The following is a 21,135-nucleotide window of genomic DNA, read 5'->3' as shown; positions in this document are numbered from 1 at the left end:
CTTCCGGGCGGAGCGTTCGCGCCGTCGGTTCGATCTCCACGGGAGGCGGGTTCCCGCTGCCGGTGCTTGGAGGGAATCCTCTTTCAAGGCGCAAGGATGGAGCGGGCCGGCATGGCGAAAGGGGTGACGCGGAATTTCCGCGTGGCTCCATCAAATGCAACGGCCCGGATGCGGACGGCGGCAGACGGCATGCACACGGGAGCCATAGGCGTCCGCTTTCCACCGGAAGGCCGCAGCAAGGGAACGCCAAAGGTGAAGGACGCGAAATCCATCACGCCCGCCAACAGTAAAAGAATATTTCCCCGCTGCCCGCGGATATAATTCATAAAATCTATAAACTAAATATAATTTCGCTACGCTGGCCTTCTCAATTCGCGAGGGGATATCCGATGAGCCAGCAACCCGAAACCATTTTCTCCAGGGGCCTTTCCCGCCGCGGCCTGATCAAGGCGGCGGGGGTGACGGCGGTGGCCGCCACGGCCGGCGTGATCGGCGCGCGTTCGACCCGGTATGCCATTGCCGGCAACCTCATTCCGATCAAGCTGGAATGGACCGAGGTCGCCGCCTGCCATTCTCCCGTCGGCTTCGGCCTTGCCAAGGGCATTTATGCCAAGCACGGCCTCGATGTGGAACTCTTCTACCAGGGCGCGAGCGGCCAGACCCTCATCCAGGCGCTCGCCACCCGCAAGGCGGAAGCCGGCCCGGGCCTCCTCTACGACTGGCTGAAGCCGATCGAGCAGGGGTTCGACGTGCGGCTGTTCGCCGGTTCGCACGGCGGCTGCCAGAGCGTTCTCGTCAAGCCGGAATCCGACATCAAGACGCTGACGGACCTCAAGGGCAAGACGATCGGCACCTTCGACGTCATGTCGCCGTCGCGCGTCGCCTTCTCGGTCGCGCTCGCCAAGGCGGGCCTCAACCCCGAAACCGACGTCACCTGGAAGGTCTTCCCCTTCGACCTCGTCGCCGAAGGCGTGCTGAAGGGCGAGGCCGATGCCGTCGCGCACATGGACCCCTGGGCCTATTCCTACGAGAAGCAGCATGGTTTCCGCCGCGTGGCCGACACGCAGACCGGCACGTTCCAGGACCGCGTCTGCTGCGTGCTCGGCGTCAACGGCGACTACTACGAGGCCAACAAGGACGCCATCAAGCGCGTCGCTGCGGCGAACCTCGAAATCCACCAGTACACCGCAAAGCACCCGGACGAGGTGGCGAAGTGGTATTTCGACACGCTGAAGCCCGGCCTTCCGCTGGAAGACCTGACGGAAGTGCTTTCCTCCTTCACCTATCACGACCACTGGTTCGGCAAGGAGCTCCTGAAGGAAGTGAGGATCGGCTACGAGGACCTCAAGCTGACGGGCGTCATCGACGCCTCGACCGATCCGGAGGAGATCGCCAACCGCATCACCATCGACATCTTCGCGTGATCCCATGAGCGCGGCGGTGGAAGAAACGTTCGGCGAGGCAGGGCGGAGATCCTTCGCGCTGCCTGCCGGAGGGGTCTGGCGAAACGGGCTGCTGGCGGCCGGCACCTGGCTGCTTGCCGCCGCGCTGACCTATGGGCTGCCCGACGTCATCACCTGGGGCGCGACGGAGCTCTTCGCCGTCGTGACCCTTGCCGGCGCCGGCATCTTCCTCGTCCTGTCGGGGACGGTGCACCGGCTCGGCAGCGTCGGCCGGACGCTGGTGCATTACGGGCCGTGGTTCGTCGTGCTTGGCCTCTGGCTCGCCGCCTGGGAAGTGCTGACGGCCAAGCTCGGCTGGCTGCCGAAACCCTTCTTCTCGCCGCCGCAGGGCCTGCTGCATGTCTATGTGACGGACTGGGAGCGCCTGCTCGTTTGCATCGCCTATACCGGGCGGCTGTGGGGGCTCGGATTCTTCTCCGGCATCCTCGTCGGCTTTGCCGCGGGCGTCGCGCTCGGCTGGTCGAAGCGCTTCGCCTATTGGGGCATGCCGCTCTTAAAGCTCATCGGCCCGGTGCCGGCGAGCGCCTGGATTCCCTGCACCTTCTTCATCTTCCCCTCGACGTTCCATGCCTCGATCTTCCTCGTGGCGCTCGCCTCGGGCATTCCGGTCGCGATCCTCACGGCGGCCGGCGTCAGCCAGGTGAACCGCTCGTTCTACGACGTCGCCCGCACGCTCGGGGCCGACAACCGCTTCCTCGTCCTGAAGGTCGCGATCCCCGCCTCGCTGCCGAACGTCTTCGTCGGCCTCTTCATGGGGCTCTACTACTCCTTCGCCGTGCTGGTCGTCGCCGAGATGCTCGGCGCCAAGTTCGGCCTCGGCTGGTACCTCCAGTTCAACACGGCCTATTCGGCCTATGCCAATGTCTATGCCGCCCTCATCATCATGGCGCTGATCTGCGCCGGGCTGGTGCGCCTGCTCTTCCTCGTGCGCGACCGCCTCCTCGGCTGGCAGAAGGGGATTCTTTGATGTCGCTCGCCCTTGCGGAAGCCCCGGCCTCCACCAGCATCGCCCTCGATGTCGAGGCCGTTTCCCACCGCTACGACCTCGAGGGCAAGGAACTCCAGGTCCTCGACGATGTGAGCCTTGCCATCGCGCCCGGGGAATTCGTCGCCCTGCTCGGTCCCTCCGGCTGCGGCAAGTCCACGCTGCTGCGCCTTGCCGCCGGGCTGGAGACGCCGACGACGGGCAGGGTGCTGGAAGACGGCCGGCCGATCACCGCGCCGAACCCGGACCGCATCCTCGTCTTCCAGGATGCGACGCTGTTTCCCTGGCGCACCGTGCGCGCCAACATCGCCACGGGCCTCGAAGCGCGCGGCCTCATCCGCGAGCGCGAATACCGCATCGACGAGGTGCTGAAGCTGGTGAAGCTGGAAGGTTTTGCCGATTTCTACCCGCACCAGCTTTCCGGGGGCATGGCGCAGCGCGCCGCGCTCGCCCGCGCGCTCGTCAACGATCCGAAGCTGCTGCTGCTCGACGAGCCCTTCGGCAAGCTGGATTCCCTGACGCGGCTGAGGATGCAGAACGAGCTTCTCGACCTGTGGAAGAGCGCGGGCTTCACCGCGCTGCTCGTCACCCACGATGTCGAGGAGGCGCTGCTGCTCGCCGACCGCGTGATCGTGCTCTCCGACCGGCCCGCCTCCATCCTCGCCGAGGTGCGTGTCGACCGGCCGCATCCGCGCCGGCGGGACGACCCGGGCCTCGTCGCGTTGCGCCAGTCGCTGCTCGAAAAGCTGGGGATCTCCCATGACGTCTAGCGGGCGGGCCACCTACCACGCCGTCGCGCTTGCCGGCGGCGTCTTCGCCATCGTCGCGGTCGGCTGGTGGTGGCTGATCTTCAGCAAGGTCGTCGAGAACGACTACCTCACCGTCCGCCAGGCCGTCACCTGCCTCGCCGGCGCGACCGACCTGTGCGCGCTCGCCCAGGCGCTCTGCGCGAACGACCATCTCTACGGCATCCGGTGGTATGCGCCGGAAGCCTTCTGGGCCGCCGCAAGCATCCTCGTCGCGGGCGTCGCTCTGTCCGCCCGCCGCTCACGCGCCTGAGGGCGCCTCATCCAGGAAGGAGAAGTGCCATGACGATCCATCAATCCCCCGAGGTCGCCGAGCAGGATGTCGTGGACGTTCCGGCCGGAACCGCGACCTTCAAGAGCCGGCATCCGGAAACCATCGCGCTGCACGGCGGCAGCTTCCGCTTCGACCCGGCAAGCGGCGCCGTGGCCGTGCCGATCTACCAGACGAGTTCCTTCCAGCTGCCCGGCACCGACGGCGCCGACAAGCTCTTCGCGCTGGAGGCGGCCGGCCATCTCTATACCCGCGTCTCCAACCCGACGCAGGACGCCTTCGAGCAACGCCTTGCCGAGCTGGAAGGCGGCGCGGCCGCGTTGGCGCTCTCCTCCGGCCAGGCCGCCTCGGCCTTCGCGATCCTCAACGTCGCGCGGGCCGGCGACAACATCGTCAGCGCCGCCGGCCTTTACGGCGGCACCTGGGCGCTCTTCGCCGCGACGCTGAAAAGCTTCGGCATCGAGACGCGCTTCGTCGATGCTTCCGACCCGGACGCCTTCGAGAAGGCGACGGACGAGCGCACCCGTGCCTACTATGCCGAATCCCTGCCGAACCCGAAGCTGGAGGTCTTCCCGATAGCGGAGGTCGCGGCCATCGGCCGGCGCCACGGCATTCCGCTCGTCGTCGACAACACGGCCGCGCCGCTGGTGATCCGGCCGCTGGAGCACGGCGCGGCGGTCGTCGTCTATTCGACCACGAAATATATCGGCGGACACGGCACCTCCATCGGCGGGGCGATCGTCGACGGCGGCGACTTCCCCTGGGCCGAGCACGCGGCGCGCCACCCGAACCTCAACGAGCCGGACCCGAGCTACCAGGGCAAGACGTGGATCGAGAAGGCCGAGGCCATCGCCTTCCACCCCTACATCCTGCGCGCCCGCGCCGTGCTCCTGCGCGACCTCGGCGCGGCGATCAGCCCGCAGAACGCCTTCCAGTTCATCCAGGGCCTCGAAACGCTGCCGCTGCGCCTGCGCCAGCACAACGAGAATGCGGTGAAGGTCGCCGAATATCTCAAGACGCATCCGAAGGTGGAGCGCGTGATCTTCCCGAAATTCCAGGAGGGAAGCGCGCGGGAGAGGGCGGAAAAATACCTCAAGCCCGGCTATTTCGGCGCGCTGGTCGGTTTCGAGCTGAAGGGGGGACGGGAGGCAGGGCGCCGCTTCATCGACAGCCTCCAGCTCTTCTATCACCTCGCCAATATCGGCGACGCCCGCTCGCTCGCGATCCACCCCTCCACGACCACCCATTCGCAGCTCTCGCTGGAGGACCAGCTCGCGACCGGCGTCACGCCCGGCTACGTGCGTCTTTCCATCGGCCTCGAACATCCCGACGACCTGATCGCCGATCTGGAACGAGCCATCGCGCTGGCCTGAGGCCGGCCACCTGATCGGCGTGTGGCCCCGGCGCTTCCTCCTCGCGCCGGGGCCTTCTGCTCCTCTCGGGCCTCAACTTTTATTGGCAGCAGGTCGGCACCGGCCTCCTCATCTTCTCGGTCCTTGCCATCGGCTTCGCCAACCGCAGGGCTGGCGCCCGGGCATAGCCGGGCCCATACTCGAAAGGAACGATCATGAGCAGCGTCATCAAGCTCGCCGAACCCCAGCAAGCCGCTCACCGCATCGCCAGCGAGGAGGAGGCCCTCGCCGTCGCCCGCGCGCTCGCCCTCGACTTTGCCGGCGGAGCGAGCCGGCGCGACTACGAGCGGGCGCTTCCCTACGCCGAGCTCGACCGGCTCTCCGCCTCGGGCCTTCTTGCCATCACGGTGCCGGCGGAATATGGCGGCATCGACGTTTCGAATGCGGTGCTCGCCGAGGTGACCGCGATCCTCTCGGAGGCCGACAGCTCGATCGGCCAGATCCCGCAGAACCACTTCTACATTCTCGAAGCGCTGCGGCACGACGGCAGCGAGGCGCAGAAGCGCTTCTACTACGGCCGGGCGCTCGCCGGCGACCGTTTCGGCAACGCGCTTTCGGAAGTCGGCACCAGGACCGTCGGCGACTACAACACGCGCATCACGCCGGACGGCGAGGGCTTCCGCATCAACGGGCGGAAGTTCTACTCGACGGGCGTCCTGTTCGCCCATTGGATCGCGATCTTCGCGCTCGACGAGCAGGATCGGCTGACCATGTCGTTCGCCCCGCGCGGGACGGAGGGCATCGAGATCGTCGACGACTGGGACGGCTTCGGCCAGCGCACGACCGGCAGCGGAACGACGATCCTGCGGGACGTCTACGTGCCGGCGGACGCGGTCGTGCAGCACCAGAAGGGGTTCGAGCGGCCAGGCACGATCGGCTCGGTCGGGCAGATCATACATGCCGGCATCGACCTCGGCATTGCCCGCGCCGCGCTGAAGGAAACGATCGGTTACGTGCGCGACAGGGCGCGTCCCTGGACCGACAGGGGCGTCGAGCGGGCGGCGGACGATCCGCTGACCATCGCGCGCATCGGCGAACTTGCCATCCGCCTCGAGGCGGCGGAAGCGACGCTGGAGCGGGCAGGGCGCAAGGTCGACCAGGCGCAGGTCAATCTGAACGAGGAAAACGCCGTTGCGGCGACGCTCGCCGTCGCGGCCGCCAAGGTGCTGACGACGGAGCTGGCCGTGGATGCGACCAACGTGCTCTTCGAGCTTGCCGGCACCTCGGCGACGAAGCGCGGCCTCAATCTGGAGCGCCATTGGCGCAACGCCCGCACCCATACGCTGCACGACCCGGTGCGCTGGAAGTACCACGTCGTCGGCAACTATCACCTCAACGGCGTCAACCCGCCGAAGAACGGCGCGCTCTGAGATCCAGCCCTCGTGGTGGGGGGTGGTCCACTGGCCGCAATCCTTCGGGATTGCGGCCCTTTTTTTGCCCGATGGAAAGAGTGGCCTCAGCTATAGAGGCTCGGCTCGGGCACGCGGCCGTTGAGGGCGAAATCGCCGACCTCGCGCGCCTTGTAGAACACGGGGTCGTGCAGCGTGTGGGTGCGCACGTTGCGCCAGTAGCGGTCGAAGCGGTGGCGCGAGGCGGTCGAGCGGGCGCCGGTCAGCTCGAAGACGCGGGCGGTGACGTCGAGCGCCACATGGGTGGCGTTGACCTTGGCCGCGTAGGCCTCGATCGCCGCCTCGCCGCGTTCGCGCGCCGTGACGTCGCGGCCGCGCGCAAGTGCCGATTGAACGGCGGTTGCGGCAGCGTCGGCAAGCGCGGCGGAAGCCTTCAGGGCTGCCCGGAATTCCCCGATGCGTTCCAGGATATAGGGGTCTTCGCTGGCGCTATCGAGGCCCGAGGTGACCCAGGGCCGCGTCGTCGTACGCACATAGTCGGTCGCCGCGGCGAGCGCCCCTTCCGCGGTGCCGAGATAGAAGTTGACGAAGACGAGCTGGATGAGCGGCGTGTTGAACGTCGCCTGCACGGCGGGGGCGGCGTCCTTTTTCGCGAGCGGCAGGAGGAAGTCGCTCTCGTAGACCGGGAAGTCGCGGAACTCGACGCTGCCGCTGTCGGAGAGCCGCTGGCCGATATTGTCCCAGTCGTCGTTGGCGACATAACCGGGACGGTCCGTCGGCAGCACGAGGTTCGCGATCTCCTCGCCGAGGGCCGCGTTCGCATTGATGCGGTCGGAGACATGCGCGCCGGTCGAGAAGGTCTTCCTGCCGTTGAGCAGGTAACGGTCGCCGTCGCGCGTCAGCGTGAGGCCCGGATCGCGCGGATTGACGGCGGCACCCCAGTAGAGCTTCCTGGAAACCGTCTCGACGCCGAGGTCCCAGGCCTTGTCCGGGTCGTCCGCCGCCCAGTAGATGTACTGGCTGTTGACGAAATGATAGCCGAGGAGCTGGCCGATCGAGCTTTCGCCGCGCGCGAGGATGCGCACGAGCCGCAATCCGTCCACCCAGTCGAGCCCGCCGCCGCCGATCTCGGCCGGATGGAGCGCGGCCAGCAGCCCCTCCTTCTTCAGGCGCTCGATCTCGGCGACCGGCGGCTTGCCTTCCGCGTCGAGCGCCGCGCCGCGGCGGGCGAGGTCGGCGGAAATCTCTTCCGCCTTGGCAAACAGCCGCGCGCGGTCGTCCGCAAGATCAGGTTCCTTGAGAAGATGGAGGGCGTTCATCGTCGGATCTCCTGCTCGCCGGCCTCTGCCGGCACCTTGAAAAAGAGGCGCACGGTCTTCCGTCGCTCGCCCGCATCTTCCCAGAGCGGCTGCGCGGCAGCCAGAAAAGCCATTTCCGAAATTAATCCATATAAAAGATAGAATTTCTGTATTTGGATGGGGGAGGCGTTATCCTTGCGGCGACATCGGATGCCGCCGGGCATCCGCCAGATGCTGGAGACCCCATGGCACGCTACATCCGCTTCAACGCCTTCGACATGAACTGCGTGGGCCACCAGTCGCCGGGGCTCTGGGCGCATCCGCGCGACAAGTCCTGGAAATACAAGGACCTGGACTATTGGCAGGACCTTGCCCGCACGCTGGAGCGCGGCATCTTCGACGGCATCTTCATCGCCGACGTCATCGGTTACTACGACGTCTACAAGGGCTCGAACTACCACGCCATCCACCAGGCGGCGCAGATCCCGGTGAACGACCCGCTGCAGCTTGCCGCCCCCATCGCGCTCGCCACGGAGCATCTCGGCATCGGCATCACCGCCTCCACCTCGTTCGAGCATCCCTATACCTTCGCCCGCCGCCTTGCGACCGCCGACCACCACACCAGGGGCCGCGTCGGCTGGAACATCGTCACCTCCTATCTGGAGAGCGGCGCGAAGAATGTCGGGCAGGGCGGCCTTCGCCGGCACGACAACCGCTACGAGGTCGCCGCCGAATATGTCGAGGTGCTCTACAAGCTGCTGGAAGGCTCCTGGGAAGAGGGGGCCGTGGTGCGCGACGGCGAGAAGCGCATCTTCACCCACCCGGAGAAGGTTCACGAGATCGGCCACAAGGGCAAATTCTTCGAGGTGCCGGGCTACGGCCTCACCGAGCCTTCGCCGCAGCGCACGCCGGTGCTCTACCAGGCCGGCGCTTCCGGCCCCGGCAAGGCCTTCGCCGCCCAGCATGCGGAATGCATCTTCGTCGCCGCGCCGACGAAATCGGTGCTGAAGGCCTATGTCGCGGACATCCGCCAGCGCATCGCCGCCGCCGGCCGCGATCCCAGCAAGGTTTTCATCTACACGCTGATCACCATCATTACCGACGAGACGCAGGAGAAGGCCGAGAAGAAGTTCGAGGAGTACAAGGGGTACGTCTCCTACGACGGCTCTCTCACCTTCATGTCCGGCTGGAGCGGCATCGATTTCGGGCAGTATGCGCCGACGGACGTGGTCGAGAAGATCGAGACCAACGCCATCCACTCCTTCATCGAGCACATTGCCGGTGGCGACAAGTCCTGGACCATCGACGAGCTCGCCCAGTTCGGCGGCATCGGCGGCATGGGCCCGGTCTTCGTCGGCTCGCCGGAGCGCATCGCCGACATCCTGCAGGAATGGGTGGCGGACACGGATGTCGACGGCTTCAACATCGCCTATGCGGTGACGCCGGAGAGCTTCGAGGACGTCGTCGCGCATATCGTGCCGGAATTGCAGAAGCGCGGCGCCTATCCGACCGCCTACCGCCCCGGCACGCTGCGCGAAAAACTCTTCGGAGAGGGGCCTTACCTGCCGAAGACCCATCCGGCGGACGGCTACCGGGACATCGAGGCCGTGAAGCGCCGCGAAGCCGAGGCGGTGCCGGCGCTGAAATCGGTCGGCGCGTGAAGCGGCTTCCGTGACAAGGCCTCTGCGGAACGCGGGTGCGGCGCCCGGCACGCCGGTCGTCGCAATCGTCGGGGGCGGCTACAGCGGGGCCGCCTGTGCCTATCATCTCGCGCTGAGGCTTCCCGCCGGCGGCGCCAGGATCGTTGTCTTCGAGCCCCGCGCCGTGCTCGGCGGCGGCCTCGCCTACGATACCGACGAACCGGTGCACCGCATCAACGTGCCCGCATCGCGCATGACGCTCGTTCCGGAGGACGGCGATCATTTCCAGCGCTGGCTTCTCCAGAGCGGCGCCCTTGCGGACGATCCGGAGGCCACGACCTCGGACGGTCATGTCTTCGCGCGCCGCTCCGCGTTCGGCCGCTATGTCTCCGCCCAGCTTCGGCCCCTTGTCGAAAGCGGCGCGATAGAGCATCGCCGCAGCCCGGTTCGCGCCGTGTCGAAGACGCCGTCCGGGCCCTGGCGCATCGAGGCCGAGGACGGTTCGGCCTTGGCGGCCGATCTTGTGGTGCTCGCGACGACGCATCCCGGCCCGCAGGCGCCCGCCGCGCTCCAGCGTGCCCTTTCCGGCCACATCCGCTACGTTCCGGACACCACGGTGCCCGGCGCCTTGTCCGCGATCGGTGTGGACGACCGGGTGCTGGTCGTCGGCACGGGGCTGACGGCGGCGGATGTGATTGCGGCGCTCGATGCCGGCGGACACCGGGGCAGGATCACGGCCGTCTCGCGCCGTGGCCTTCGCTCGCGCGGGCACAATCTCGCCCCGCAGGATCCGTTCGGCGAGTTCGCCGATCCGCCGGCCCGCTCCGCGCGGGCCCTGCTCCGGCGGGTTCGCCGCAGCCTCGCGGAGGCGGAGGCCGAGGGGCGGACCTGGCACGCGGTTTTCGACCGGCTGCGCGGGCAGGGCGGCGACGTCTGGCGCGCCCTGCTGGTCGCCGAGCGCCGGCGCATCGTGCGTTTCCTGCGGCCCTATTGGGACGTGCACCGTTTCCGTATCGCGCCGCAGGTGGAAGCGGTCATCGAGCGGCGCATGGCGGCCGGCACGCTCGCCTTTCACGCTGCCGCGATCGCCGGCGTGGCCCGCGCGCCGGACGGCACAGTCACCGTGGACTTTCGCCCGCGCCATGGCCGGGAGCCGTTCCGGGAACAGTTCGACGGCGTGGTCGTGACGACGGGGCCGGGCCATGCTTCCATCCTCTCAAGCCAGCCGTTCCTGGCGGGCCTCGCACGGGCGGGCGTGCTGCAACCCGATGCCGTCGGCCTCGGCATCGCGGTCGACGGGAAAAGCCGCGCCATCGCTGCCGACGGGCGCGCGGAAGACACGTTCTACATCGCCGGGCCGCTGGCGCGCGGCACGTTCGGCGAGCTGATGGGCCTGCCCCAGGTGACGGACCACGCTGTCTTCGTGGCGGAGCTCATCGGGCAGCAGATCGAAGCCGAAGCTGGCAGTCGGGTGGGAGGCGCCACGCGCTAGCGGCGACAAAAGCAGCCCCCGGGCGCCGCCTCCGGCCTATTCCTTGCTTCGTACCGCCGTGGGCACGATGCCGAAGCGGCGGCGGAACGCGGTGGCGAAGTTGGCGGCGCTCGTGTAGCCGGCGATGGCGCTGGCTTCCTGCACGCTGACGTCTCCCCGGCCGAGGGCGGCGAAGGCGCGCTCCAGCCGGACGCTGCGCACGTAATCGAAGACGCTGCGGTTTTCCGACACGCGGAAGAGGCGTTGCAGGCCGCTGGCGCTGATGCCCGCCTCGCGTGCGATGGCTTCGACGCTCAGCGGATCGGCGATACGCGCCTCGATGAAGTCCTTGGCGCGTTGCAGGCAGATCGCGTCCTGCCGCGTCAGCAGGTTGCCGCCGGCATCGCGGCGGTCGGCCTGGAGCACGGCGGCCATGGTTTCCGCCACCAGCTCGACGGCGCGGCCCTCCAGGTAGAGGTCGCGCAGCTCGGGAACGAGCGGCGACGGGGCGAAGATCTGCCGGACGAGCTCGACCACGCGCGGCGTCAGCGTCCAGCGGTGCTCGGCCAGGTGGTTGCGCAGCAGGCGCGCGCCGCCCCTCGTGTCGGTGACGGCCTCAAGGGCATCGCGATGCAGCCATTCCGGCGTTGCGGACACGACGAGGTGGCGCAGGTGCTGGCGCCCGCGCGAGGCGCGCGCGAAGTTCTCCGGGCAGGCGTTCATGATCGCCACGCCTCGCGCCACGCCGCGGCCGGCCTGGAAGGCGAAGCGGCGGTCGCCGATCGACAGATCGACGCTGCCTTCGAGGAAGAAGATGCAGGAAAGCTCCTCCGGCAGCAGCGAGGTCGCGGTGAAGGCGCGCTCCTCGATCGCGTCGCTGACATGCAGCACCAGCCCGCGGCGCAGCTCCCGATGCAGGAACGCGCCCTTCATCAGCGTGTCGTCGGGGGAGAGGCGATCGTCCGGGCTGTTGAGCGAGATGCCCTGGTGGCGCATGAAATCGCGCACGCGCAAGCGTCCGTCGTTTGCCTGCTTTCCGGCATCGCCGTGTGCGGCCGCCATCCCAACTTCCTTCAGTGCCCGCATGCTTGAACCGCAACGTGACCGACGAGGATTATCGAACCTTCACGTTGCGCAGAGATTTGTCGGTTCGCAAAGGCATCTGCGCGTCCCGCAAAGGAACCGACATTGTCGGCCGTGCGATTGTTGCCGTAGGAATAGCTTAACTTGATGTAAGTGGTCAAGTTTAATGGAAGCGATTAGACGGTTGGGCGATGACGAGTTTGGTTGAGAAGACGAGGATGGAAGAGCCTGTGCCGGCGGCGCGCGCGATCCGGCGCAGGCGCCTGTGGCTCGCCTCCGGCGCGGCGCTTGCCTTCGCTGCGGCCGCCGGTCCGGCGCACGCGCAGGATGCCGGCGCGACGACGCTGGAGACCATCACCGTCGAGGGCGGTCAGGACACCGGCCGGGGACCGGACAAAGGCATCGTCGCCAAGCGCAGCCGCAGCGCCTCCAAGACGAACACCTCGATCCGCGAGACCCCGCAGGCCGTGAGCGTCGTGACGCGCGACGAGATGGATGCGCGGGGCGCCAATTCCGTTCGCGAGGCCCTGCGCTACACGCCCGGCGTCATGGCGGAGGCCAACGGCGACGACGTTCGCGGCGGCTGGATGTGGCTCAGGGGATACAACGCCTACGCCAGGCTCTGGCTCGACGGCCTTGCGCTGGCGGGCGATCCGGATGGCTATGCCTCGACGGCCATCAACTCCTACGCGCTGGAGCGCGTCGAGGTGATCAAGGGGCCGGCCTCGGTGCTCTACGGGCAGACCGTGCCTGGCGGGCTTGTCAACCAGGTCGGCAAGCGGCCGCAGACCACCACGCGCAACGAGGTGGAGGTCACGACGTCGTCGTTGGGCGGCATTCAGGTCTCTGTCGACTTCACGGGGCCGGTCGGCGCCGACGGCGACTGGTCCTACCGGCTTGTCGGACAGGGGCGCGATCTCGGCAGCCAGATCGACAAGGAGCGCAACAGGCAGTCCATGCTGTTCCCCAGCCTGACATGGTCGCCCGACGAGGACACGTCGTTCACCGTCTACGGCTTCCATCAGAAGGTGAATCCCGAGAACTTCAGCGGGCGCTTCTATCCGGCATTCGGCACGCTCATAAGCAATCCCGCCGGGCAGATCCCGGTCAGCACCCATATGGGCGACTACCTCTCCAATGCGAACGAGTTCGACGCCAATCTCTATATGGCCGGCTACGAACTCTCGCATAACCTCAACGAGAGCCTGACGTTCCGGCAGAACCTCCGATACAGCTATGCCGACCAGAACATGTTCCTGGCGATCGTCAACCCGGCCTTCGCATGGACGACCAATCCTCCCTCGGGCACCAGGCTCGGAAGGGCGGTTTCGGCATCCGACGACGTATTGTCGTCCATCGACATCGACAACCAGCTCGAAGCGCGTTTCGATACCGGCGCGCTGGACCACACGATGCTGTTCGGGTTCGAATATATCCATGTCAGATCCGACCGGTATTTCGGCTCCGCCAACATAACCAGCCAGGATTATCTCAATCCGGTCTATGGCGGCACCTATCCCTTCCCCGCGTGGAACACCTCCAGGCTGTCCAAGCAGAACCAGCTCGGCGCCTACGTCCAGGACCAGGTCCGCTACGGCAACTGGCTGGCGACGCTCGGCCTCAGATACGACCGTTCGGAGATCACGACGATCGATCGCCTGAAGAATGTCACCTACGAAAACACCGACGGAGCGCTTTCGGGCCGCGCCGGCCTTGCCTATCTGTTCGACAACGGCCTGACGCCCTACGCGAGCTTCTCGACATCGTTCCTGCCGACGATCGGGGCGGACGTGTACGGCGATCCCTACAAGGCGCAGGAGTCGCAGCAGTTCGAGGTCGGCGTCAAGTACGCGCCAGAAGGCGCGCCGGGCATGATCGGCGTTTCTCTCTACGATCTGACGCTGGACAACGCGCTGACGCCCGTCTACAGCGGCACCGGCGCCACGCTCGGCAATATCCAGACCGGCGAGCAGCGCATCCGCGGCCTCGAGATCGAAGGCAAGTACGAGCTGACGCCGGAAGTGGACCTGGTCGCCTCCTATGCCTATTCCGACTCGGAGGTGCTCAAGACGAATATCGGCAGGCAGCTCGGGCAGGATATGCTCCGGGTCCCCAGGCACCAGGGTGCGGTCTGGATGCAATACCGGCCGGAATGGGCCGAGGGGCTGGCGCTGAGCGCAGGCGTGCGCGCCACCTCGTCCTACCATACCGACACGACCTATCTGGACTCGCTTGAAATTCCCGGTCTCGCTCTCGTGGACATCGGCGCGCAATATGATCTCGGCGCCTTGAACAAGGACTTCGCGGGAACGACGTTGCGCGTCAACGTGTCCAATCTGTTCAACAAGACCTATGTCGTGCAGTGCACCAACGCCACGGGCGGAAGCTGCAACTATGGTCCGGCCCGGACCATCACGGCAAGCCTGAAATTCGAATGGTGATGCTGTTGACGGGAGCGGGGCGGAAGAAGACGGGGAAGGTCGGAGGTATGCCGCCGGCCGTCCGGCCGCTGCGCTGTCTGCTGGTGGCCATGTTGATCCTGCTGCCATGGCTGGTGCCGGCGGAGGGACGGGCGGAGATCGTGCTGTCCGATGCCGCCGGGCGCGACGTGCGCCTTGCCGAGCCGGCGCGCCGCATCGCGACGAACGAAAGCCTCATCCTCCTCTCGCTTGCCCTCGTGGATCCCGATCCCGTGGCGCTCATCGCCGGCTGGGCGGCGCCCCAGCGCATCGATCGCGGCATGTACGAGGCCTATCGCCGCCGCTTCCCGGCTATCGACGCCATTGCGACCGTCGGCGGCGTCGTGCCGGCGAAGACCTCGGTCGAGGCGATCCTTTCGGTGAAGCCGGACCTTTTCGTCGTCTCCATCTGGGAGGCGGGCTGGACGGAGGCCGCGGAGACGCTGGAGGCGGCCGGCGTGCCGGTGCTCTTCCTCGACGGCCCGGTGAACGACGGCAAGGGGCCGGCGGAAACGACGGCCTTTTCCGTCGAACTGCTCGCCAGGGCAATCGGGCAGGAGGCCAGGGGCAGGGCTTTCGGCGATTTCCTTCGTGCGCGCTACCGGCGCATCACGGAGCGTGCCGCGACGGTGCCGCCGGTCTCCGTGCTCGTCGATGCCCATGCCGGCGCGACCTGTTGCTCGACGCCCGGCAAGGGCAACCGCATGACGGAGTACCTGCGCCTTGCCGGCGGCGCGAGCATCGGCGCCGACGTGCCCGGCTATGACGGCCAGCTGAGCCCGGAATTCGTGCTCGGCGCCGATCCGAAGGTCTATATCGCGACCGGCGGGCCGCACCTTGCCGCCCAGGGCGGCCTGGTGCTCGGCGGCGGCGTCACCGCGCAGGCCGCGCAAAGATCCTTCGCGGACATCCTCGGCAAGGGCATGCGCGGCGCGCTGAGGGCGGTCCAGGAGGGCAGGGCGCATGCCGTCTCGCACCAGCTCTCGATCTCGGTGCTCAACATCCTCGTTTTCGAATGTTTCGCCAAATGGATGCATCCCGATCTCTTCGCGGACGTCGATCCCGCCGAAACGCTCGCCGAGATCAACAGGCAATTCCTGGCGGTGCCCCTCGAAGGCACTTTCTGGGTCGATTCCAAGCTGCAATAGGAACGTGACATGCAAGGCAGGGAGTATACCGCACAGGCCCGGATCGCGCTCAGCAATCCCGGCGCCGTCATCGCGGAGTTCTGCGACCATATGGTGGAGCACAATGCGGTCGTGAGCGAGGGGCCGGAGGGGCCGGTGCTCCAACTCGGCCGCATCCGCGCGCAGTTCTCGCGCGACGGCGACGAGACGCTTGTCGATGTCGCCGCGCCGGACCTCGAAGGCCTCTATCTCGCCCGCATGTCCGTCGCCTCGCACATCCTGGAATTTGCCGGCGACGATCCGCCGGTCATCGCCTGGACGGGCGACGGCGGGGAGATCGTCCGTCCGCCCAATTTCCAGATCCTCGAAGTCGTCTCCTGCCGGATGCTGACGCCGCACATGCGCCGGCTGACGCTTGCCGGCGAAGATGTCGCCCGCTTCGCCGGCCTCGACGCGCTGCACCTCAATCTCATGGTGCAGCGTCCCGAGGCGGGCGAGCCGCAGTGGCCGCGTGTCGGCGCCAACGGCGTGATCACCTGGGACCGGCCGGAGCTTAGGCCCCTCATGCGCAAGTACACGGTCCGCGCCGTCGATCCTGCCGCCGGCACGCTCGACATCGACTTCGTGCTGCACGCGGATGCGGGGCCGGGGGCGGGCTTTGCGCAGGCGGCCTCGGTCGGCGACAGGGTGGGCGTGGTCGGCCCCGGCGGGGGCGGCCTCGTGGAGGCCGACTGGTATCTCTTCGCCGGCGATGAGACGGCGCTGCCCGCGATCGCCCGCATGCTGGAACACCTGCCGGCGGGCGCGCGCGGCAAGGTCTTCCTCGAAGTGGCGGACGAGGCCGAGGTCCAGCCCCTCACGGTGCCGCAGGCGGTCGATGTCGAATGGCTGTTCCGCGACGGCCCCCCCGCCGGAGGCACGACGCTGCTCGCCGACGCGGTGAAGGGCAGTGCGTTTCCGGCGAACGGAGAGAGGGTCTATGTCTGGGCCGGCTGCGAGTTCGAGGCGTTCCGGGCGATCCGTGCCTTCGTCCGCCAGGAAAGACGCCTTGCGAACAACGAGCACCTCGTCGTCTCCTACTGGCGCCGGGGCAAGGCCGAGGGCGAATGAACGCGTGAGGCATATTGGCCGCCATGGCCGGCGGCTGCCGCTCAGGCAAAGACGCTGCGCGCTTCGGCCTTGGCGGAGAGCAATGCCTCCAGGACGACCTTTTCCGAGAAGACGTGGCGGCGCAGCGCCTCCTGGAAGCCGCCGATCATGCGCGCGACCGTCTCGGGCGAGAGCCCGCAGTTGCGGTCGGCGACGGCCTTCAGCGTCAAGGACAGCTCCTCGGCGGCCAGCCGGTCGCAGCGGTGCTCCGCCTTCAGGCGCTCGATCATCATGGCGGCGAAGCACGAGCCGGCATGGCGGTCGAAATCGGGGAAGAGCAGGCGCTCCTCGAGGTCGTGCACCGCCTTCAGCAGCGGCGGGACGGCTTCGGCAAGATCCCTCAGCTCGCCGACGATGCCCGGCTCGCCGGCGGCCTCTTCGAGGCGCAGGCACAGGTCGAGCAGGCGGTGGTGGAGTGCTTCCAGCCGGCCGATGTCGGCGGCGGCGAGGGTGGCGCCGTTCATGGTATCTCCTTGCTCCGGCAGGAGCGCCGCGGCGGCGGAATCGCGCTCCGCGTCCGCCGTGAAGGAACTCTTTCCTTCGCCGCTATCATGCCGCTTCCGCCGCCGCCTTTCTTTGCGCGGGCGCAAGGACGGCCGCGGGTCGGCCGTCCCCATGCGTACGTGCGGCCTGCGGGCGGATTACGGCCGGAATCGCAGGTTGCGGCGTGAAAGCTGGCCGATGGAGGCACAGCCCATCAGCCGCATGCCCCGTTCGATCTCGGCGCGCATCTGCTCCAGCGCGCGCTCCACGCCGGCCTGCCCGGCGGCGGCGAGCGGGAAGAGGTAGTAGCGCCCGACGCCCACCGCCTTCGCGCCGAGCGACAGCGCCTTCAAGACGTGGGTGCCGCGCTGCACGCCGCCGTCGATCATCACGTCGATCCTGTCGCCCACGGCGTCCACGATCTCCGCGAGCTGGTCGAAGCCGCTGCGCGAGCCGTCGAGCTGGCGTCCGCCATGGTTGGACAGGACGATGCCCGTGCAGCCGATATCGGCGGCGCGGCGGGCATCCTCCACCGTCATGATGCCCTTGAGGCAGAAATGGCCGCCCCAGTGCTTCACCATCTCGGCGACATCGTCCCAGTTCATCGCCGGGTCGAGCATTTCGGTGAAGTAGCGGCTGATCGACATGGTGCCGCTGCCCATGTCGACATGGCTGTCGAGCTGCGGCAGCCTGAATTTCTCGTGCGTGAAATAGTTGATCGCCCAGGCCGGCTTCACGGCGAACTGCGCGATGCCGGCGAGGTTGAGCTTGAAGGGAATGGCAAAGCCGGTGCGCTTGTCGCGCTCGCGGTTGCCGCCGGTGATGCTGTCGACCGTCAGCATCATCACCTCGACGCCGGCTTGCTTGGCCCGCGCCATCATCTCGCGGTTCAGGCCGCGATCCTTGTGGAAGTAGAACTGATAGACCTGCGGGCTCGTGCTGATCCGGCGGGCTTCCTCCAGGCTGATCGTGCCGAGCGAGGATACGCCGAACATCGTGCCGAACTTGCCGGCCGCGGCGGCCACGGCCCGCTCGCCTTCATGGTGGAACAGGCGCTGGAGCGCGGTCGGCGAACAGTAGACGGGCATGGCGAGCTTCTGGCCCATGACCGTCACGGAGAGGTCGACGGCGCTCACGCCGCGCAGCACGCTCGGCAGGAGGTCGCAGCTTTCGAAGGCGGCCGTGTTCCGGCGGTAGGTCACCTCGTCGTCCGCCGCGCCGTCGATATAGTTGAAGATCGGCCCGGGCAGGCGCTGCCTGGCCAGGCGGCGGAAATCATGGAAGTTGTGGCAGTTCTGCAAGCGCATGTCTGGTTCTCCGCGGCCCGTGCTCGCCGGGCCGGAAACGGGGGCGGCCGGAAGACGCCTTAAGCGCTCCCGGCCGCGGCATTGTCAATGGGCTACGGCGGGCAGAACCTCGGCCGGGACCATCATCGTGAAGGGCGGCACGTAGGCCTGTGCCATCACGAGCAGGCCGATGAGGCCGGCAAGCGCGATCGAATGGAAGAAGACGTAGCGCAGGATCTTCGATTCATGCCCGTACCACTGGGTGGCGGTGGAGGCGACGACGATGGACTGCGCGTCGATCATCTTGCCCATCACGCCGCCCGAGGAGTTCGACGCCGCCATCAGCACCGGAGAGAGCCCGAGCTGCTCGGCGGTGATCTTCTGCAGCCCGCCGAACAGCACGTTGGACGCGGTGTCGGAGCCCGTCAGCGCGACGCCGAGCCAGCCCAGCATCGCCCCGAAGAAGGGATAGACCCATCCGGTCTGGGCGAAGGCGAGGCCGAGCGTCGCGTCGGTGCCCGAATAGCGGGTGACGTAGCCGAGGGCCAGCATGGCCGCGATGGTGATGAGCGAGAAGCGCACCACATAGGCCGTCCGCCCGTAGGCCTTTACCAGGCTCAGCGGGTTGAAGCCCAGGACGAAGCCCGAGATGATGGCGGCGAGCAGGATGCCCGTGCCCGTGGCCGAGAGCAGGTTCAGCGTGTAGACGGCCGCCTCGGCATGGGCCTCGGCCACGACCGGCGGCACCTTGAACACCAGGTTGTGCAGATAGGGCACGGGCGTCTTCCAGACCCAGATCGAATCCAGCCAGGCGCGGAACTGCGGCGTGCCCCACAGGAAGACGAAGAGCGACAGGATGAGCCACGGCAGCCAGGCCTTGAACACCGTCGCGGTGGAATGGCTGTGCTTCGCCTGCACGGGTGCTGCCGCCTCCTCGCCCTCCTTGCCCGTCGATGTCCAGATGCGCTTCGGCTGCCAGACGCGCAGGAAGCCTGCGAGCGCGCCCATCGAGCAGATCGCCGCGACCACGTCCACCAGCCAGGGGCCATGGAAGTTGGAGACGAGATATTGCGGGACGGCGAAGGATGCGCCCGCCACCAGCAAGGCCGGCCAGACCTCCATCATGCCCCTGCGGCCCGCAAAGGCCCAGATGAGCCAGAAGGGCACGATGACGGAGAAGAAGGGGAGCTGCCGGCCGATCATGCCCGAAAGCTGCAGCAGGTCGATGCCGGTGACGGCGGAAAGTGCGATCACCGGCGTGCCGAGCGCCCCGTAGGCGACGGGCGCCGTGTTGGCGATGAGCGAAAGCCCGGCCGCCGGCAGCGGCGCGAAACCGAGACCCATCAGCATGGCGGCGGTCACCGCCACCGGGGTGCCGAAGCCCGCCGCGCCCTCGAAGAAGGCGCCGAAGGAAAACGCGATGAACAGCAGCTGCAGCCGCTTGTCCGGCGTGATGCCGGCAATCGAGTCGCGCAGGATGTTGAACTGCCCCGTCTGCTCGGTGAGCCGGTAGAGGAAGATGACGTTGAGGATGATCCACCCGATCGGCAGGAGGCCGAAGGCGGCGCCGTAGACGGCGGTGGCGCCCGCCATCTCGGCCGGCATGCCGAAGCCGATGACGGCGACGACGAGGGCGACGACAAGCCCGAGCAGCGCCGCGATATGCGCCTTCATGTGCAAAAGCCCGATCCCGCCCAGAAGGACCACGATGGGCAAGGCCGCCAGCAGCGTCGACAAGGTCATGCTGCCCAACGGGTCGTAGATTTGGTTCCAGGTCACGGCTGTCCCTCCCGGTAAAAGCTGAATCCCAGACGCGACCCCACGCAAGCGATTGGTCAGATCGTCGTCCCCTCACGGATGAGGTGGTAAAATTAATTTACCTAGTAAGTCAACTGGCAAGACTGTTTTCCACCCCCGGGAGCCTGCTATACTTTCGGCGAAGCAAAGGGGAGCCCATGGGACAGGACGGAGTGAAAAGCGCGAGCGCGGCCGAAAGCGCGGCCCGGCATCTGGAGGCGTTGATCCTCGAGGGATCCCTGGGGCCGGGCGATCTGCTGCTGCCCGAGCGGGAGCTGGCACAGCGCCTGAACGTATCCCGGCCGACCCTGCGCCAGGGCATGAAGATGCTCGAGGAGCGCGGGCTCCTGGTGGTCGAGCCGGGACGGCGCACGGTGGCCCAGCTGGGCCAGGACATAATCGATCCCCTCATCGAGCTGCTGGCCGCCCATACGGAGGTGGTCGACGACTATCTCGAATTCCGTGCGACGACGGAGAAGCTGGCCGCGCAGCTGGCGGCGGCGCGTGCCAACGACATCGACCGCGAACGGTTGACCGAGTGCATGCAGCGGATCGATCGGGCGCATGCAGACAAGGATGAGCAGGCCGAGGCCGATGCGGACGTCGATCTGCACATCGCGGTGTACGAGGCGAGCCACAACCTGGTGCTGCTGCACATCATGCGCGCGATTTCGGGAATGCTGCGCAAGGGCGTGATCGCAAACCGCGAAAAGCTCTTCACGCGTCCCGAAACGCGGGGCGCGCTGCTGGCGCAGCACCGTGCGATCTACGAAGGCGTGATGGCGGGCGACGTGCAGGCGGCGGGAGATGCCGCCGAAGCCCATATCCTCTATACCCACAAGGCGCTGAAGGAAATCAAGGCCGCCGAGGCGCGGCTCGAAATCTCGCTGCGGCGGATCGGCGGCGGTCAGGTGAGCGCCAGGAATGCGAAGCGCACAGCCAAGGGAGACTGACGACGGCACGGGGCGCAGCGATAACCTGCCTCCCGTTTCCTCTTCACGATCGAAAATCCGGGCTTTGCCAAACCGGAATGCGGGAACCACGCTTTGCCTGCGC

The 21,135-nt window shown here is 67.4% G+C and carries 18 protein-coding genes and 1 pseudogene; 13 read left to right on the top strand and 6 right to left on the bottom strand.

The annotated features are described in order from the left end of the window. Positions 1-389: 389 nt before the first annotated feature. The 7 genes and pseudogenes from ACIIOY_RS01025 (at position 390) to ACIIOY_RS00995 (ending at position 6,307) form a co-directional block, all read left to right on the top strand. Entirely contained in the window at positions 390-1,424 is a 1,035-nt protein-coding gene (locus tag ACIIOY_RS01025) for an ABC transporter substrate-binding protein (protein WP_411032740.1), read from the top strand. A gap of 16 nt (positions 1,425-1,440) precedes the next feature. Beyond that, the gene (locus ACIIOY_RS01020; protein WP_411032739.1) at positions 1,441-2,430 is read left to right on the top strand and encodes an ABC transporter permease; all 990 of its coding nucleotides are present in this window, start codon (positions 1,441-1,443) and stop codon (positions 2,428-2,430) included. Continuing rightward, complete coding sequence (locus ACIIOY_RS01015; protein WP_411032738.1) at positions 2,430-3,218, top strand: ABC transporter ATP-binding protein; 789 nt, start codon at positions 2,430-2,432, stop codon at positions 3,216-3,218. The genes ACIIOY_RS01020 and ACIIOY_RS01015 overlap by 1 nt, the downstream gene beginning before the upstream one ends. Beyond that, positions 3,208-3,507, top strand: coding sequence for a hypothetical protein (locus tag ACIIOY_RS01010; RefSeq protein ID WP_411032737.1), 300 nt, complete (start codon positions 3,208-3,210; stop codon positions 3,505-3,507). The genes ACIIOY_RS01015 and ACIIOY_RS01010 overlap by 11 nt, the downstream gene beginning before the upstream one ends. A 29-nt stretch (positions 3,508-3,536) precedes the next feature. After that, positions 3,537-4,898, top strand: coding sequence for an O-acetylhomoserine aminocarboxypropyltransferase/cysteine synthase family protein (locus tag ACIIOY_RS01005; RefSeq protein ID WP_411032736.1), 1,362 nt, complete (start codon positions 3,537-3,539; stop codon positions 4,896-4,898). A gap of 56 nt (positions 4,899-4,954) precedes the next feature. Beyond that, positions 4,955-5,065 (top strand): annotated as a pseudogene (locus ACIIOY_RS01000) (ABC transporter permease); the annotation flags it as partial. Between the two features lie 27 nt (positions 5,066-5,092). After that, positions 5,093-6,307 carry an SfnB family sulfur acquisition oxidoreductase gene (locus tag ACIIOY_RS00995; RefSeq protein ID WP_411032735.1) on the top strand — a complete coding sequence of 405 codons (1,215 nt, stop codon included), beginning with the start codon at positions 5,093-5,095 and terminating at the stop codon, positions 6,305-6,307. Positions 6,308-6,393: 86 nt separating this feature from the next. Here the strand turns inward: ACIIOY_RS00995 and ACIIOY_RS00990 are convergent, their stop codons facing one another. Together ACIIOY_RS00990 and ACIIOY_RS00985 are read right to left on the bottom strand one after the other, a co-directional pair. Continuing rightward, on the bottom strand, positions 6,394-7,605 hold the full coding sequence (locus ACIIOY_RS00990; RefSeq protein WP_411032734.1) for an acyl-CoA dehydrogenase family protein: 1,212 nt from the start codon (positions 7,603-7,605) through the stop codon (positions 6,394-6,396). Next, a complete protein-coding gene (locus ACIIOY_RS00985; protein ID WP_411032733.1) occupies positions 7,602-7,808 on the bottom strand; it encodes a hypothetical protein in 207 nt (68 codons plus the stop codon). Before ACIIOY_RS00985 ends, ACIIOY_RS00990 begins: the two co-directional genes overlap by 4 nt. Positions 7,809-7,829: 21 nt before the next feature. On the opposite strand from ACIIOY_RS00985, the gene ACIIOY_RS00980 reads away from it, so the two are divergent. Next, positions 7,830-9,245: an LLM class flavin-dependent oxidoreductase gene (locus ACIIOY_RS00980; RefSeq protein WP_411032732.1), complete on the top strand. Its 1,416-nt coding sequence runs from the start codon at positions 7,830-7,832 to the stop codon at positions 9,243-9,245. 10 nt (positions 9,246-9,255) lie between these two features. Further along, positions 9,256-10,716 carry an FAD/NAD(P)-binding protein gene (locus ACIIOY_RS00975; protein WP_411032731.1) on the top strand — a complete coding sequence of 487 codons (1,461 nt, stop codon included), beginning with the start codon at positions 9,256-9,258 and terminating at the stop codon, positions 10,714-10,716. Between the two features lie 36 nt (positions 10,717-10,752). On the opposite strand, the gene ACIIOY_RS00970 is transcribed toward ACIIOY_RS00975, so the two are convergent. Then, on the bottom strand, positions 10,753-11,757 hold the full coding sequence (locus tag ACIIOY_RS00970) for a helix-turn-helix transcriptional regulator (RefSeq protein WP_411032730.1): 1,005 nt from the start codon (positions 11,755-11,757) through the stop codon (positions 10,753-10,755). A gap of 239 nt (positions 11,758-11,996) precedes the next feature. On the opposite strand from ACIIOY_RS00970, the gene ACIIOY_RS00965 reads away from it, so the two are divergent. From ACIIOY_RS00965 to ACIIOY_RS00955, 3 genes are read left to right on the top strand one after another with little or no spacing between them, the layout of a single operon-like run. Further along, entirely contained in the window at positions 11,997-14,219 is a 2,223-nt protein-coding gene (locus ACIIOY_RS00965) for a TonB-dependent siderophore receptor (RefSeq protein WP_411032729.1), read from the top strand. Positions 14,220-14,266: 47 nt separating this feature from the next. Beyond that, a complete protein-coding gene (locus tag ACIIOY_RS00960) occupies positions 14,267-15,385 on the top strand; it encodes an ABC transporter substrate-binding protein (RefSeq protein WP_411032728.1) in 1,119 nt (372 codons plus the stop codon). A gap of 9 nt (positions 15,386-15,394) precedes the next feature. After that, complete coding sequence (locus ACIIOY_RS00955) at positions 15,395-16,474, top strand: DUF2218 domain-containing protein (protein WP_411032727.1); 1,080 nt, start codon at positions 15,395-15,397, stop codon at positions 16,472-16,474. A gap of 41 nt (positions 16,475-16,515) precedes the next feature. Here the strand turns inward: ACIIOY_RS00955 and ACIIOY_RS00950 are convergent, their stop codons facing one another. The 3 genes from ACIIOY_RS00950 to ACIIOY_RS00940 all read right to left on the bottom strand — a co-directional run bounded on the left by ACIIOY_RS00950 (position 16,516) and on the right by ACIIOY_RS00940 (position 20,061). Beyond that, positions 16,516-16,977, bottom strand: a complete 462-nt coding sequence (locus ACIIOY_RS00950) for a hemerythrin domain-containing protein (protein ID WP_411032726.1) — start codon at positions 16,975-16,977, stop codon at positions 16,516-16,518. Between the two features lie 177 nt (positions 16,978-17,154). Then, positions 17,155-18,303: an alpha-hydroxy acid oxidase gene (locus ACIIOY_RS00945; RefSeq protein ID WP_411032725.1), complete on the bottom strand. Its 1,149-nt coding sequence runs from the start codon at positions 18,301-18,303 to the stop codon at positions 17,155-17,157. An 84-nt stretch (positions 18,304-18,387) separates the two neighbouring features. Next, positions 18,388-20,061 carry an L-lactate permease gene (locus ACIIOY_RS00940; protein WP_411032724.1) on the bottom strand — a complete coding sequence of 558 codons (1,674 nt, stop codon included), beginning with the start codon at positions 20,059-20,061 and terminating at the stop codon, positions 18,388-18,390. A gap of 176 nt (positions 20,062-20,237) precedes the next feature. On the opposite strand from ACIIOY_RS00940, the gene ACIIOY_RS00935 reads away from it, so the two are divergent. Beyond that, the gene (locus ACIIOY_RS00935; RefSeq protein ID WP_411032723.1) at positions 20,238-21,032 is read left to right on the top strand and encodes an FCD domain-containing protein; all 795 of its coding nucleotides are present in this window, start codon (positions 20,238-20,240) and stop codon (positions 21,030-21,032) included. Positions 21,033-21,135: the final 103 nt, after the last annotated feature.

The organism is Shinella agrisoli, from assembly GCF_046557955.1.
GTDB lineage: Bacteria > Pseudomonadota > Alphaproteobacteria > Rhizobiales > Rhizobiaceae > Shinella.
Note: the sequence above shows the minus strand (reverse complement) of the source record. Positions and strands in the feature narration are given on the sequence as shown.

Bases quoted from the DNA above. Each gene is read 5' to 3' on its own strand.
- ACIIOY_RS00995 (WP_411032735.1), top strand. From the start codon at position 5,093: ATGAGCAGCGTCATCAAGCTCGCCGAACCCCAGCAAGCCGCTCACCGC.
- ACIIOY_RS01005 (WP_411032736.1), top strand. From the start codon at position 3,537: ATGACGATCCATCAATCCCCCGAGGTCGCCGAGCAGGATGTCGTGGAC.
- ACIIOY_RS01010 (WP_411032737.1), top strand. From the start codon at position 3,208: ATGACGTCTAGCGGGCGGGCCACCTACCACGCCGTCGCGCTTGCCGGC.
- ACIIOY_RS00950 (WP_411032726.1), bottom strand. From the start codon at position 16,977: ATGAACGGCGCCACCCTCGCCGCCGCCGACATCGGCCGGCTGGAAGCA.
- ACIIOY_RS00970 (WP_411032730.1), bottom strand. From the start codon at position 11,757: ATGGCGGCCGCACACGGCGATGCCGGAAAGCAGGCAAACGACGGACGC.
- ACIIOY_RS00980 (WP_411032732.1), top strand. From the start codon at position 7,830: ATGGCACGCTACATCCGCTTCAACGCCTTCGACATGAACTGCGTGGGC.
- ACIIOY_RS00955 (WP_411032727.1), top strand. From the start codon at position 15,395: ATGCAAGGCAGGGAGTATACCGCACAGGCCCGGATCGCGCTCAGCAAT.
- ACIIOY_RS00985 (WP_411032733.1), bottom strand. From the start codon at position 7,808: ATGCCCGGCGGCATCCGATGTCGCCGCAAGGATAACGCCTCCCCCATC.
- ACIIOY_RS01015 (WP_411032738.1), top strand. From the start codon at position 2,430: ATGTCGCTCGCCCTTGCGGAAGCCCCGGCCTCCACCAGCATCGCCCTC.
- ACIIOY_RS00935 (WP_411032723.1), top strand. From the start codon at position 20,238: ATGGGACAGGACGGAGTGAAAAGCGCGAGCGCGGCCGAAAGCGCGGCC.
- ACIIOY_RS00990 (WP_411032734.1), bottom strand. From the start codon at position 7,605: ATGAACGCCCTCCATCTTCTCAAGGAACCTGATCTTGCGGACGACCGC.
- ACIIOY_RS01025 (WP_411032740.1), top strand. From the start codon at position 390: ATGAGCCAGCAACCCGAAACCATTTTCTCCAGGGGCCTTTCCCGCCGC.
- ACIIOY_RS00965 (WP_411032729.1), top strand. From the start codon at position 11,997: ATGGAAGAGCCTGTGCCGGCGGCGCGCGCGATCCGGCGCAGGCGCCTG.
- ACIIOY_RS00945 (WP_411032725.1), bottom strand. From the start codon at position 18,303: ATGCGCTTGCAGAACTGCCACAACTTCCATGATTTCCGCCGCCTGGCC.
- ACIIOY_RS00960 (WP_411032728.1), top strand. From the start codon at position 14,267: ATGCCGCCGGCCGTCCGGCCGCTGCGCTGTCTGCTGGTGGCCATGTTG.